General features: G+C 66.6%; 11 protein-coding genes. 8 read left to right on the top strand and 3 right to left on the bottom strand.

Going from position 1 to position 14,198, the window contains the following annotated elements:
- The first annotated feature begins 90 nt into the window (after positions 1–90).
- A complete protein-coding gene (locus IB261_RS06775; protein WP_192210029.1) occupies positions 91–1,287 on the top strand; it encodes a sugar transporter in 1,197 nt (398 codons plus the stop codon).
- 204 nt (positions 1,288–1,491) lie between these two features.
- Here the strand turns inward: IB261_RS06775 and putP are convergent, their stop codons facing one another.
- Positions 1,492–3,009, bottom strand: a complete 1,518-nt coding sequence (gene putP / locus IB261_RS06770; protein WP_192381714.1) for a sodium/proline symporter PutP — start codon at positions 3,007–3,009, stop codon at positions 1,492–1,494.
- A 787-nt stretch (positions 3,010–3,796) separates the two neighbouring features.
- The gene (locus tag IB261_RS06765) at positions 3,797–4,546 is read right to left on the bottom strand and encodes a helix-turn-helix transcriptional regulator (protein ID WP_081517649.1); all 750 of its coding nucleotides are present in this window, start codon (positions 4,544–4,546) and stop codon (positions 3,797–3,799) included.
- 250 nt (positions 4,547–4,796) lie between these two features.
- Between IB261_RS06765 and IB261_RS06760 the strand changes: the two genes are divergently transcribed.
- Positions 4,797–6,845 (top strand): TonB-dependent receptor, encoded by a 2,049-nt coding sequence (locus IB261_RS06760; RefSeq protein WP_192381713.1) that lies wholly within the window; start codon positions 4,797–4,799, stop codon positions 6,843–6,845.
- A 4-nt stretch (positions 6,846–6,849) separates the two neighbouring features.
- On the opposite strand, the gene IB261_RS06755 is transcribed toward IB261_RS06760, so the two are convergent.
- Positions 6,850–7,713, bottom strand: a complete 864-nt coding sequence (locus IB261_RS06755) for an ATP-binding protein (RefSeq protein ID WP_192381712.1) — start codon at positions 7,711–7,713, stop codon at positions 6,850–6,852.
- An 84-nt stretch (positions 7,714–7,797) separates the two neighbouring features.
- On the opposite strand from IB261_RS06755, the gene IB261_RS06750 reads away from it, so the two are divergent.
- From IB261_RS06750 to IB261_RS06725, 6 genes are all read left to right on the top strand, one after another.
- Positions 7,798–8,604, top strand: a complete 807-nt coding sequence (locus tag IB261_RS06750; RefSeq protein ID WP_192381711.1) for an AraC family transcriptional regulator — start codon at positions 7,798–7,800, stop codon at positions 8,602–8,604.
- Positions 8,605–8,722: 118 nt separating this feature from the next.
- The gene (lon, locus tag IB261_RS06745) at positions 8,723–11,122 is read left to right on the top strand and encodes an endopeptidase La (RefSeq protein WP_081517645.1); all 2,400 of its coding nucleotides are present in this window, start codon (positions 8,723–8,725) and stop codon (positions 11,120–11,122) included.
- 400 nt (positions 11,123–11,522) lie between these two features.
- Positions 11,523–11,918 (top strand): protease inhibitor I42 family protein, encoded by a 396-nt coding sequence (locus tag IB261_RS06740; RefSeq protein ID WP_192381710.1) that lies wholly within the window; start codon positions 11,523–11,525, stop codon positions 11,916–11,918.
- A gap of 117 nt (positions 11,919–12,035) precedes the next feature.
- Complete coding sequence (locus IB261_RS06735) at positions 12,036–12,710, top strand: lysoplasmalogenase (protein WP_081517643.1); 675 nt, start codon at positions 12,036–12,038, stop codon at positions 12,708–12,710.
- 1 nt (position 12,711) lies between these two features.
- The gene (locus IB261_RS06730; protein WP_151186134.1) at positions 12,712–13,458 is read left to right on the top strand and encodes a substrate-binding periplasmic protein; all 747 of its coding nucleotides are present in this window, start codon (positions 12,712–12,714) and stop codon (positions 13,456–13,458) included.
- An 87-nt stretch (positions 13,459–13,545) separates the two neighbouring features.
- Positions 13,546–14,118, top strand: coding sequence for a hypothetical protein (locus IB261_RS06725; protein ID WP_081517641.1), 573 nt, complete (start codon positions 13,546–13,548; stop codon positions 14,116–14,118).
- The last annotated feature ends 80 nt before the right edge of the window (positions 14,119–14,198 follow it).

Here is a 14,198-nt window from a genome sequence, read left to right as displayed (position 1 = left end):
CCGCCGCAACAACAATTCTTCTTTGCCAGGGACACGCCTTTCGCGTGATCCGCAGGCACGGCCTGAGCCCCACTTCACCTCAGGATTCCCATGACCACCGTGCAAGAAACCCGCTCCGGCAGTTGGCTGAACGTCATTGCCCTGGCCATCGCCGCCTTCATCTTCAACACCACCGAGTTCGTCCCGGTGGGCCTGCTCAGCGACATCGGCGCGAGCTTCGACATGCGGCCCGAACAGACCGGGCTGATGCTCACGCTCTACGCCTGGGTCGTGTCGCTGGCCTCGCTGCCGCTGATGCAGCTGACCCGCAACATGGAACGCCGGCGCCTGCTGGTGGTGATCTTCTGCCTGTTCATCGTCAGCCACGTGCTCTCGGGCTTCGCCTGGAACTTCACGGTGCTGATGATCAGCCGCTTCGGCATCGCCTTCGCCCACGCGGTGTTCTGGTCGATCACCGCGTCGCTCGCGGTGCGTGTGGCGCCGCCGGGCCAACAGGCGAAAGCCCTCGGCCTGCTGGCCACCGGGACCATCCTGGCGATGGTGCTGGGCATCCCGCTGGGCCGCGTGCTGGGCGAAGCGATGGGCTGGCGCACCACCTTCCTGGCGATTGCCGGCGTCTCGGTGGTCGTGGTGCTCTGGCTGGCCCGCGCGCTGCCGCTGCTGCCGAGCCAGAACTCCGGCTCGCTGCGCAGCCTGCCGCTGCTGTTGCGCCGCCCGGCGCTGGTGTCGATGTACGTACTCACCGTGCTGGTGATCACTGCGCAGTTCACCGCCTACAGCTACATCGAGCCGTTCGCCCGCGAGGTCGCCGCACTGGACAGCCACAAGACCACCCTGCTCCTGCTGCTGTTCGGCGGCGCCGGGATGTTCGGCTCGATCCTCTTCAGCCGCTACAGCGAGCGTTTCCCCCGCGCCTTCCCGTGCCTGGCCATCGCCGTGCTCGGCGGCTCGCTCCTGCTGCTGATGCCGCTGGCCCATTCGCCCACGGCATTGCTGGGGCTGAGCCTGTTCTGGGGCGCGGCGATCCTCTGCTTCGGCCTGGCGCTGCAGGCCAAGGTGCTGCAACTGGCCCATGACGCCACCGACGTGGCCATGGCGATGTTTTCCGGCCTGTACAACGTCGGCATCGGCGGCGGCGCGTTGCTGGGCAGCCGCGTGGCGGTAGGCATGGGGCTGGAGTGGATCGGCTACGTCGGCGGCGCGCTGGCGGTGGTCGGCCTGCTGCTGTGCCTGTTCGCCTGCTGGCGCTTTGCGGCGGCGATGAGCGGCGGGCACGCATCCAGCTGACACTCCAACGCTCCAGGGAGCTCCAGCGTAGGATGGGTGGAGCGGAGCGATACCCATGCTGCCGGCGCTGCGAATGATGGGTATCGCTTCGCTCCACGCCATCCTACAAGAGCGCATCCGGTCAGCGCGAAGCACATCACCGGACACCCCAACGAAAAAGGCCGCGCCCCTCACGGAGCGCGGCCTTTTTCATTCAGCGAAGACTCAGCGGCTGGTCACGGCAGTGCCGGTCGACTGAGTGGCTTCGGCGTATTCCGCCTCGGCTTCCTCGAAGCGCTGGATCATCGCCTTGGATGGCGCGGAGCCGAGCAGGCTGAAGATCACGATGGAAACGCTGGAGAGGATGAAGCCCGGGATGATCTCGTACAGGCCGAGCCAGCCGAACTGCTTCCAGACGATCACGGTGACCGCACCGACGATGATGCCGGCCAGCGCGCCGTTGCGGGTCATGCCCTTCCACAGCACGGAGAACAGCACCAGCGGACCGAAGGCGGCACCGAAGCCGGCCCAGGCGTAGGACACCAGGCCCAGGACGCGGTTTTCCGGGTTGGCGGCCAGGGCGATGGACACCAGCGCCACCAGCAGCACCATGGCACGACCGACCCACACCAGCTCCAGCTGGCTGGCGTTCTTGCGCAGGAAGGCCTTGTAGAAGTCTTCGGTCAGCGCCGAGGAGCACACCAGCAGCTGGCAGCTCAGGGTGCTCATCACCGCGGCGAGGATGGCGGACAGCAGGATGCCGGCGATCCACGGGTTGAAGAGGATCTTCGCCAGCTCGATGAAGATGCGCTCGTGGTTCTCGCCCACGGCGCCAGCCTGCTCCGGGTGCGCCTGGAAGTAGGCGATGCCGAAGAAGCCGACGGCCACGGCGCCGCCCAGGCAGAGAATCATCCAGGCCATGGAGATGCGGCGGGCAGCCGGGATCGACTTGACCGAGTCAGCGGCCATGAAGCGCGCCAGGATGTGCGGCTGGCCGAAGTAGCCCAGGCCCCAGGCCATCAGCGACAGTACGCCGACGAAGGAAGCGCCCTTGAACATGTCGAAGTTCGCGGCGTCCTTCAGCTCGATGGCGGCGAAGGCCGGGTCGATACCGCCGGTGGCGAGCAGCACGAAGATCGGCGTGAGGATCAGCGCGAAGATCATCAGCGAAGCCTGCACGGTGTCGGTCCAGCTCACCGCCAGGAAGCCACCGACGAAGGTGTAGGCGATGGTCGCGGCGGCACCGGCCCACAGGGCGGTCTCGTAGGACATGCCGAAGGTGCTTTCGAACAGGCGGGCGCCGGCGACGATGCCGGAGGCGCAGTAGATGGTGAAGAACACCAGGATCACCAGCGCGGAGATGACGCGCAGGATGCGGCTGTTGTCCTCGAAGCGGGTGCTGAAATAGTCCGGCAGCGTCAGGGCGTTGCCGTTGTGCTCGGTGTGCACACGCAGGCGACCGGCGACGAACAGCCAGTTCAGGTAGGCGCCGCAGATCAGGCCAATGGCGATCCAGCTTTCCGAGATGCCCGACAGGTAGATGGCACCCGGCAGCCCCATCAGCAGCCAGCCGCTCATGTCCGAGGCACCGGCCGACAGCGCGGTGACGAAGCTGCCGAGGCTGCGGCCACCGAGGATGTAGTCGGAGAAGTTGTTGGTCGAACGATAGGCAGCCAGGCCGATCAGAACCATGGCCGCGATGTAGATCACGAAGGTGATCAGTGTTGGCGTGTTGACGCTCATGGGGACTCCCCTACAGCTTGTTTTTATCCGGGACCGCGGGGTATCGCGGCCCCTTGACTGGCAGCCGGCGTGGTTGACGCCGACCGGTTAGCGCTTGCTCACAGGCAAACCGGGTTGCGCGTGGCACCAAACCGGCACCGAACCGCTACGCATCCCGACGCAGGCACGCCCTCGTCCTTGCTGGCGTCTTCCTGCAGCCACCGTCTCACCACGGCGACCTCCGTCCCGCCTTCGCCGGTAAGCGAGGTGCGGGCCGTTTCCCGGGCTGGGCCCGGTGATCCATCAGGCGCCGGAACGGGCGCCAGCACTGCGGCAATACCTGGCGCGCCGTCCCGTGGACGGGCAGCACTGCTTGCCGGAGCGATTCGAAACTGGGTTCACGCGCGCATGGAGGTGCGGCAGGGGGTAGCCGGTGCGCGAGGGCGCGGATTGTACAGAAAGCATCGAAGCGAATGGCGCCGCTGGTCCGAGGGCGGACGGCGCAGGACCACGGGCGGGCGCTGCGGGCCGGGCCGTGGAGGGAGTGGCGCAGCCAGGTGCAGGCGCGCTACAGGCAAAGACAAAACCGGTGATGGGCATGCTGCCCCTCCCGCGTATCGAGCTGGCTGTTGTTCTTGGCTTGACCGGGTTGCACCTTGGAGCACCAGCAACGCGGTGGGCGGACTCTATGGGTTGCACCCAACGAATTTCTTGCTGAAAGCTCTGGAGTTCTTGCAAAAGACTCCAGCACCCAAAGGTCGGCAGCTGACCGTTCGATCAGCAATCCAGGATGCGAAGGCTAGCGGATTCAGCAGCGGCGCAGGCTGCCCGGGGTCAAGCCGAGGTATCGGCGCATCGCGGTGGTCAGCGCGCTCTGGCTGGAGAAGCCGCATTCGCCGGCCACGCCGACCAACGGCAGGTCGGTTTCCCGCAGCAGGCGCGCGGCGCGGTCGAGCCGCTGGCGCAGCAGGTACTGGTGCGGCGTGAGGCCGACGCGATCCTTGAACTGCGCATGGAAGTGACTGGGGCTCAGGCAGGCGACCTGGGCCAGTTCAGCCACGGTGATGCGCCGGGACAGGTGATCGCCGATATAGCCGTCCAGCCGCTCCAGGTCCAGCGGCCCGCTGCGCGGCGCACGGTCTTCGCCGAACAGGCGCAGGTGCAGCGCGCGCAGCAGCACGCCGCCCAGGGCACGGGCGAGCAATGGGTCATCGCCGTAGCGGGCGATCTCCGCGCCGGCGTAGCTGAGCAGGTGCTGGAAGTCCGCATCCAGGGTCGGGTAGCGCGGCACCTCGAACAACCGCGCCAGCAGCTCGCGATCCTGCTCGCCGGTGCCGGCCTCGTTCAGATCGAGGATCAGCATGCGGTTGTCGCCGAGCCCGGCGAACTCGTGAGCGACATCCCCCGGCACCAGGCAGGCGCGCATCCGGCAGACCTCGCCACCGGCGCCGCCGATCTCGAATTCCGCGCGGCCGCTCAGGGCCAACACCAACTGGTGATGGCCATGGGCGTGCTGGTCGGTCTGGTCGGACAGCGTGGCGAGGCGGGTATCGAACATGGCGCTGGACTGATCAAATTTTGAGCATGGTACGGGATTCGACCGGGCCTGCCCAGCGCACAGGTGCAACCGGGCGCAACTCCAGGTGCTCGCAAGCACTAAAGCATCTAAGCCGGAAAATCTTGCTAACCGACGGATATGTTATGTTATAACAAATAACACATTCCCATTTCCCCTCCTCCGCCGCCTGGCGCATCCCTGACCACGAGGGAGGGGTTCGCTTTGCCAGAAGAAAAACCAGGAGTTCGTCATGCCCCCATCCCTTCCCCGTCCGCGCTGGCGTCTAGCACCGCTGGGCCTCGCCCTGTGCGCCGGCGCCCCCTCGCTGGCCGATGCCGCCCCCACCGAACTGGAGCCCCAGGTGATCACCGCCAACCCGCTGGGTGATGCCTCCCCAGCCGCCCCCAGCAGCGTCCTGCGGGGCGACGAGCTGACCCTGCGGCAGAAAGGCAGCCTGGGTGAAACCCTCAATGGCACGCCGGGCGTGTCCTCCACCTGGTTCGGCCCCGGCGCCAGCCGCCCGGTGATCCGCGGCATGGACGGCGACCGCATCCGCCTGCTGCGCAATGGCGTGGGCGCGCTGGACGCCTCGTCGCTGTCTTACGACCACGCCGTGCCGGAAGACCCCAACGTGGTCGAGCGCATCGAAGTGGTGCGCGGCCCAGCCGCCCTGCTCTACGGCGGCAATGCCATCGGCGGCGTGGTCAACAGCTTCGACAACCGCATCCCCAGCGAACCGGTGGACGGCATCCACGGCCAGGGCGAGCTGCGCTACGGCGGCTCGGACACCACCCGCAGCGCCGCCGGCGCGCTGGAAGCCGGCGACGGCAACTTCGCCCTGCACCTGGACGCCGGCTCCCGCGAGTTCAATGACCTGCGCATCCCCGGCTACGCCCATTCGGCACGTCAACGCCAGATCGATGGCGATGACGCGAAGCACCGCGTGAACAACAGCGACGGCCGCCAGGACAGCGGCGCCATCGGCGGCAGCTACCACTGGGATCACGGCTATGCCGGCCTGTCCTACAGCGGCTACGACAGCAACTACGGCTCGCCCGCCGAAGACGACGTGCGCCTGAAGATGCAGCAGGACCGCTACGCCTTCGCCTCGGAAATCCGCGACCTCGACGGTCCTTTCAGCTCGGTGAAGCTGGACGCCGCCTACACCGAGTACCAGCACAAGGAAATCGAGGACGGCGAGACCGGCACCACCTTCAAGAACGATGGCTACGAGGCTCGCATCGAGGCGCGGCACAAGCCCATCGGCCCGCTGGATGGCGTGGTCGGCGCGCAGGTCGCCAACAGCCGCTTCTCCGCGCTGGGGGAAGAAGCCTTCGTGCCGCACACAGAGACCGACAGCGCCGCGCTGTTCTTCCTCGAGAACTGGCAGGCCAGCGAGCGCCTGGCGCTGAACCTGGGCGGCCGCGTCGAGCACACGCGCATCGAGCCCAACGCCAAGGACAACGAGCGCTTCGCCGAGAACGACGGCTCGCGCAGTTTCACCGCCGGCAGCCTGTCCACCGGTGCCGTCTACAAGCTGACGCCGATCTGGTCGCTGGCCGGCACCCTGGCCTACACCGAACGCGCACCGACCTTCTACGAGCTGTACGCCAACGGCGCCCACGCCGCCACCGGCACCTTCGAAGTGGGCGACGCCGACGCGAGCAAGGAAAAGGCCGTTTCCACCGACCTCGCCCTGCGCTTCGACAACGGCCGCCACAAGGGCAGCGTCGGCGTGTTCTACAGCCGCTTCTCCAACTACATCGGCCTGCTGGCCAGCGGGCGCTACCGCGACGAGGAAGGCGCAGTGGTGGATGCCGGCGACGACGAGGCACTGCCCGAGTACCTCTACAGCGGCGTGAAGGCGGACTTCTACGGCGTCGAGGCGCAGGACCGCATCCACCTGCTGGACAGCCCCTACGGCCGCTTCGACCTGGAGCTTTCCGGCGACTACACCCGCGCCAAGAACAAGGACACCGGCGAAGCCCTGCCACGCATCGCCCCGCTGCGCCTGAACAGCGCGCTGCTGTGGGAACTGCAGCAATGGCAGGCACGGGTCGGCGTGGAATACGCCGCCGACCAGAACCGCGTTCCGGAGAACGAGCTGCGCACCGACGGCTACACCACCCTCGGCGCCAGCGTCGGCTACCGCTTCGACCTGGGCGACAGCCGCTGGCTGGCCTTCGTCAGGGGCGAGAACCTGACCAACCAGACCGTGCGCTACGCCAGTTCCATCCTGCGCGACAGCGTGCCCGCCGGTGGGCGCGGTATCCAGGCGGGGGTGAAAGTGGCTTTCTGATTTCCTAGAGCTGACGCCCGGCGTAATCCCGGGCGAACTGCGCGGCGATCCGCCCGGACCGCGACCCGCGATGGGTGGCCCAGCGGATCGCCGCCTGCTCCCACTCCTCCTGCCGCACGCCGCCCAGGCCATGGAACTCGAGCCAGCGGGCGACCGCCTCCAGGTACTGCTCCTGGCTGAAGGCGTAGAAAGATATCCACAGGCCGAAACGCTCGGAGAGCGAGATCTTCTCTTCCACCGCCTCGCCAGGGTGCAACTCGCCGCTCTCGCTGCGCTGGAACGACAGGTTGTCCTCGGCGCGCTCGGCCAGCAGGTGGCGGCGGTTGGACGTCGCGTAGATCAGCACGTTGCCGGACTGCCCCGCCACCGAACCGTCGAGCACGGTCTTCAGACCCTTGTAGCCGGTCTCGCCGTCCTCGAAGGACAGGTCGTCGCAGAACAGGATGAAGCGCTCCCGGCGGTGGCGCAGCAGGTCGATGATCTGCGGCAGGTCGGCCAGGTGCTCCTTGTCGACCTCGATCAGACGCAACCCTTCGGCATGGAAGGCATGCAGGCAGGCCTTCACCAGCGAACTCTTGCCGGTGCCGCGCGCGCCGGTCAGCAGCACGTTGTTCGCCGGGCGGCCGGACACGAACTGACGGGTGTTCTGCTCGATCAGCGCCTTCTGCCGGTCGACGTTGCGCAGGTCGTCGAAGCCGATCAGCGCCGGCTCGATCACCGGCGTCAGGCGCGGCTGGCCCTGGCGGTATTCCCAGAGGTGAGCGATGGCGCCCTCCTGCAGCGCCAGCTCGGGGCGCGCGGGCAGGGATTGTTCGAGCAACCGGGCGATACGGGCCAGTTGTTCGGCGATAACGGACATGTCGGTCATGGCGGGATCATCGATGCAGATGGGGACTGTTCAGCAGCCTAACGATGGCGGAAAGTGGTCGTCTAACGACAAACAGGCATCCAGATGCGAAAAAAGGACATTTCAGCCCAACCGCTGGAAAACCACGGCGACGAACGGGCCGCCAGCCCGGTAGCGGCCGTCGCCCTGGACTTCCCCGATGGGCATCAGGTGCCTGCGCACAGCCATCACCGCGCGCAACTGCTCTACGCCGTGCGCGGCGTGCTGGTGGTGGGCAGCGCCAGTGGCCAGTGGGTGGTGCCGGACAACCGCGGCCTGTGGATACCCGGCGGCGTGGAACACTGGACGCGCATGGTCGGCGACGTGCAGGTGCGTACTCTTTATGTGGAGCCGGGCAGCGCGCCGCACCTGCCAGCGGACTGCTGCGTGCTGGCGGTCTCGCCGCTGCTGCGGGAACTGATCCTGGCGGCGCTGTCGATCAGTGGCGAGGTCACCCCGGACTCGCGCGACGGCCGCGTGCTGGGCCTGATGCTCGATGAACTGCGTGAAGACCCGATGCTGCCGCTACACCTGCCGCTTCCCGCCCATCCGCGCCTGCGCGCATTGTGCCAGGCCATCCGGGCCCAGCCCGGCGACAGCGCCAGCCTTACCGACTGGGCCGCCCGGCTGAATGTCGACAGCAAGACGGTACAACGCTGGTTCTTCCGCGAAACCGGGCTGACCTTCGGCCAATGGCGGCAACAGGCACGGCTTCTGGCCGCACTGGAGCGCCTGGCCCTGGGCGAAAGCGTGCTGAGCGTGGCGCTGGAAGTGGGCTACAGCACGCCCAGCGCCTTCAGCGCCATGTTCAGCCGCCAGTTCGGCCGGCCGCCCAGCGATTTCCTGCGGCCGCGCCCGCTAATCCACTCGTAAGCTTCGTTCACACACAATCGGCCGCAACATCTCCGGACACATCCTTCCAAGCAATGGGATTGAAACCCCGAGCCGGTTTCCCCATCTAGACTGTCATGTTCAATCAGTCAGGTGCCTCATGAGCGACCACGACGAGATTCACGATATCCATAGCGCCGAAGAGGTCAGCAACACCGGGCTGGTGTTGCCGGGGCAGAACCTGCCGACCACGGTCTACGTCATTCCGATCCACAACCGCCCGTTCTTCCCCGCGCAGGTGCTGCCGGTGATCGTCAACGAGGAGCCGTGGGCCGAGACGCTGGAGCTGGTCGCCAAGACCGAGCACCACAGCCTGGCGCTGTTCTTCATGGAGAACCCGCCGGAAGACCCGCGCCACTTCGACCCGGACAGCCTGCCCGAGCACGGCACCCTGGTGCGCGTGCACCACGCCAGCCGCGAGGGCGGCAAGCTGCAGTTCGTCGCCCAGGGCCTGTCGCGCGTGCGCATCCGCGGCTGGATCAAGCGCCACCGCCCGCCCTTCCTGGTGGAGGTGGAGTACCCGCACACCCCCAACGACCCGAGCGACGAGGTGAAGGCCTACGGCATGGCCCTGATCAACGCGATCAAGGAACTGCTGCCGCTCAACCCGCTGTACAGCGAAGAGCTGAAGAACTACCTCAACCGCTTCAACCCCAACGATCCGTCGCCGCTGACCGACTTCGCCGCCGCGCTGACCACCGCGCCGGGCGCCGAACTGCAGGGCGTGCTGGACACCGTGCCGATGCTCAAGCGCATGGAGAAGGTGCTGCCGCTGCTGCGCAAGGAAGTGGAAGTCGCGCGCCTGCAGAAGGAGCTGTCCGCCGAGGTCAACCGCAAGATCGGCGAGCGCCAGCGCGAGTTCTTCCTGCAGGAACAGCTGAAGATCATCCAGCAGGAACTGGGCATCACCAAGGACGACAAGAGCGCCGACTCCGACGAATTCCGCGCGCGCCTGGAAGGCAAGACCCTGCCCGAGCAGGCGAAGAAGCGCATCGATGAAGAGCTGAACAAGCTGTCGATCCTGGAGACCGGCTCGCCGGAATACGCCGTCACGCGCAATTACCTCGACTGGGCGACCTCGGTGCCGTGGGGCCTGATGGGCGTCGACAAGCTCGATCTCAAGCACGCGCGCAAGGTCCTCGACCGCCACCATTCCGGACTGGAAGACGTGAAGGACCGCATCCTCGAATTCCTCGCGGTCGGCACCTTCAAGGGCGAGATCGCCGGCTCCATCGTGCTGCTGGTGGGCCCGCCCGGCGTGGGCAAGACCAGCATCGGCAAGTCCATCGCCGAGAGCCTGGGGCGGCCGTTCTATCGCTTCAGCGTCGGTGGCATGCGTGATGAGGCCGAGATCAAGGGCCACCGCCGCACCTACATCGGCGCCCTGCCCGGCAAGCTGGTGCAGGCGCTGAAGGACGTCGAGGTGATGAACCCGGTGATCATGCTCGACGAGATCGACAAGCTCGGCAGCAGCTATCAGGGCGACCCCGCCTCGGCGCTGCTCGAGACGCTCGATCCGGAGCAGAACGTGGAGTTCCTCGACCACTACCTGGACCTGCGCCTGGACCTGTCCAAGGTGCTGTTCGTCTGCACCGCCAACACCCTGGATTCCATCCCCGGCCCGCTGCTGGACCGCATGGAAGTCATCCGCCTGTCCGGCTACATCGCCGAGGAGAAGCTGGCCATCGCCAAGCGTCACCTGTGGCCCAAGCAGCTGGAAAAGGCCGGCGTGCCGAAGAACCGCCTGTCGATCAACGACGCCGCCCTGCGCGCGGTGATCGAGGGCTACGCCCGCGAGGCCGGCGTGCGCCAGCTGGAGAAAGTCCTCGGCAAGCTGGTACGCAAGTCGGTGATGAAGCTGCTGGATGACCCGGATTCGGTGGTGAAGATCGGCGCCAAGGACCTCGAGGAATACCTCGGCATGCCGGTGTTCCGCACCGAGCAGGTGCTCTCCGGCATCGGCGTCATCACCGGCCTTGCCTGGACCAGCATGGGCGGCGCGACCCTGCCCATCGAGGCGACGCGCATCCACACGTTGAACCGCGGCTTCAAGCTCACCGGGCAACTAGGCGACGTGATGAAGGAGTCAGCGGAGATCGCCTACAGCTACATCAGCTCGAACCTGAAGAAGTACGGTGGCGAATCGACCTTCTTCGACCAGGCCTTCGTCCACCTGCACGTTCCCGAGGGCGCCACGCCCAAGGACGGCCCCAGCGCCGGCGTGACCATGGCCAGCGCCCTGCTGTCCCTGGCGCGCAACCAGGCGCCGAAGAAGGGCGTGGCCATGACCGGCGAGCTGACCCTCACCGGCCAGGTGCTGCCCATTGGCGGGGTGCGCGAGAAGGTCATCGCGGCGCGCCGGCAGAAGATCTTCGAACTGATCCTGCCCGAGCCCAACCGTGGCGACTTCGAAGAACTGCCGGAGTACCTGAAGGAAGGCCTGACGGTGCATTTCGCCAGGCGCTTCGGCGATGTGGCGAAGGTGCTGTTCCCGGCCTGACGTCCCGAGGCCCGCTCCTATGAGGAGCGGGCTCTACTCCCTCCCGCAGGTTTACCCTCCCTTTTTTCAACTCTCTCGCTTGGTGGCGGCGCACTCTGCCGCCGCATCCGGCAAGCACAGACGTTGGATGGGTGGAGCTTGCGATACCCATGCTGTCGCTTCGGCGGAATCGATGGGTATCGCTGCGCTCCACGCCATCCTACATTCGTGCTCCGTCGTGATTTCGGCGTGGTTGTGGAATTCTGGTCGCAGGCAAGGTCCATGCAATCCTCGCGCAGAAATTCACTGCCATCGGTGAGTTCCCGACATCCGCGCCCGCGCATACGCCCCCCGCGAAACATCCCCTGCCCACATGATTGCGGTATCCTGCGGCCCAACCTGTCCCCTCCCAGGAGCCGTCATGCCGTCGTACCGCTCGTTGCTGCCCCTCACCCTGGCCCTGCTCGCCGGCTGCGCCGGGCAGACCAACCCCGTGGTCACCCTGGAAGACGCCAGCGACTGCAAACCGCTGAAGCTGCACACCGGCCAGGAGCTGGTGCTGATCCTGCCGAGCAACCCCACCACCGGTTTCCGCTGGGAACTGCGCAACGCCGCCAACGGCCTGCTGCGCGCCCTCGGCCCGGAGGTCTACAGCAACCCGGAAGACGCAGGCCTGGTCGGCAGCGCCGGCGAATCCACCTGGCGCTTCCGCGTGACCGCCGCCGGCGAGGACAAGCTGGAACTGGCCTACCGCCGCCCCTGGGAGGCGGAAGTGGCACCGGCGCAGACTTTCGTCTGCCCGATCAGCGTCAAGTAAAGCGCAGTCGACAGGACGCCCCCGGCGCCATAAGCCGCTCGCCCTGGCGCCTTCGGCCTGTGGGCCGGGCACCACGCTGCGGCACAGTGGGCGTTCATTTCCTCGGGAGGGAACCCCATGCGCTGGGCACTCTTGGCACTGATCGGCGGTGCCGCCTACCTGTTCGCCGTCACCTTCGACCTGCCGACCCTGCGCATGCTGTGCAAGCCGCTGCCGGTGCTGGCCATGCTGCTGTGGATTCTCGCCACCCCCGCCGACGGCTATCGCCGCTGGGTCGCCATCGGCCTGGTGCTGTCGATGCTCGGCGACATCCTGCTGGAATGGCCGATCAACGCCTTCGTTCCCGGCCTCGCCGCCTTCCTGCTGGCACACCTCGCCTACCTGGTCGCTTACCTGGGCGATACCCGCCGCTTTGCCCCGCTCGGACTGCTGGTCGCAGGCGGCGTGGGTGGCGGCCTGTTCGCCCTGCTCTACAGCCGGGGTCTGGGTCCGCTGCTGCTGCCGATTGCGCTGTACAGCCTGACCATCAGCGCCATGCTCTGGCGCGCCATTGCCCGCCTTGGCGTACCCAGCATTGCCAATGCCAGCCGGGTGTTTGCCGCCCTCGGCGCACTGCTGTTCGTCAGCTCCGATTCGATGATCGGCATCAGCCGCTTCGTCGCTGCTTTCGACGGCTCCTCCTACGCCATCATGCTCACCTACTGGCTCGGCCAGTTCGGTATTGCCGCGTCCGTCACATCCCGTCATATCGCTCTGCCATACTCGGAAGGACACTCCACTTCCCGGGCCTGACATGCTGCGAATCGCTTCACCGCTGCTGCTCCTCTGTTCGGCGCTGGCCAGCGCCGAACCCCTGCGCCTGGCCGGCGACGACTGGTGCCCTTACCTCTGCCCTGACGATCCGGACAAGCCCGGCTACCTGCTCGAAGCCCTCGGCCGGGTGCTGCCGCAACCACCCCGCTTCGAGCCGCTGCCCTGGCCTCGCGCCCTGCAGATGGCCCGCGAAGGGCTCGTGGATGGCGTGGTCGGCGCCTACAGCGAAGAGTCCGCGGAACTGCTGATCGGCAAAGAGCCCATCGGCTGGGTGACCATGCGTTTCTACGTGCGCCAGGACAATCCCTGGACCTGGAAGGGGCCTGCCTCGCTGAGCAGCCAGTCCATCGGGCTGGCTCAGGGCTATTCCTACGGCAAGGAGCTGGACGACTGGCGCGACGAGCACCTGGCCAACCATGAACAGGTGCAGGTGCTCAGCGGCGAGAAGGTGCTCGAACGCAACATCCAGAAGCTGCTGCTCGGGCGCATCACGGTGCTGCTCGAGGACAGCCAGATCGTCGAGCACTACCTGCAGCGCCACGGCCTCTCGGAGCGCATTCAAGCGGCCGGCGAGCTCGCCGATAAACGTCCTATGTACGTCGCGCTCAACCCGCGCCTGGAAGGCGTGCAGGAGCGCCTGGCCGACCTCGACGAGGGCCTGCGCGAGCTGCGCCGCAACGACCAGTGGAAACCCTTGATGCAGGGTTACGGCATCGCCGTTGACTAGTCCTGCGAAGGCGTGAGAAAAGTCCGGCAGAGCCCTCTGTCATCGGCTATAGATCAATCAATAAGAGACTGGGAAAAGGGGAGCTCCATGCGTGCAGTAGTTCGCTCCATGTTGTTGCTGGGAGCCTGCCTGACACTCTCGGCCTGTGGCAGTCTGTTGCCCAGCGAACGCGCGGAAGTGCAGTCACCATTCCTGGATTACCAGGATGCACAGAGCCGCTACAACCAGGTCGATCCTGGCAAGACCACCAAGTCTCAGCTCTACGCGCTGGGCTTCGATCCGCTGTCCCAGGGCAACGCCAAGATGCTTTCGTTCATCGATGTGCGCCTGCTCTTCGTGCAGCCCAACATCCCCATCGACTACCTGCCCGACGGCCTGGTGACCTGCCTGCAGGCCAAGGACCGCTGCGTCGGCTACGCCTTCGACTTCAACAAGACCGACAGCCAGCGCGTGGGCAGCTTCTGGGCCGACATCTTCAACTTCCGCAAGCGCCGCCAGGTGCAGGGCTGGTCGTTCCGCCCGGTGTTCGTGCTGATCGACGACGTGGTGGTGCACAAGACCAGCAACGGCGAGCCGAACATCCGCCGCATGGAAGACAAGAAGAACCCCCTCGGCCCACTGCAGGGCGCCGGCGAATACTTCTCCGACCAGCTCAAGTGACCCTCGTCCGCTAACGGTTGGGCGCACCTCGCGCCTCGGCTACAATGCGCGCCCCGGCAAACCGGGCGCGCCGCGCCTGG

The sequence above is a fragment of the Pseudomonas sp. PDM20 genome (assembly GCF_014852575.3).
Classification (GTDB): Bacteria; Pseudomonadota; Gammaproteobacteria; order Pseudomonadales; family Pseudomonadaceae; genus Pseudomonas.
This window is presented reverse-complemented; position numbering and strand designations above follow the sequence as displayed.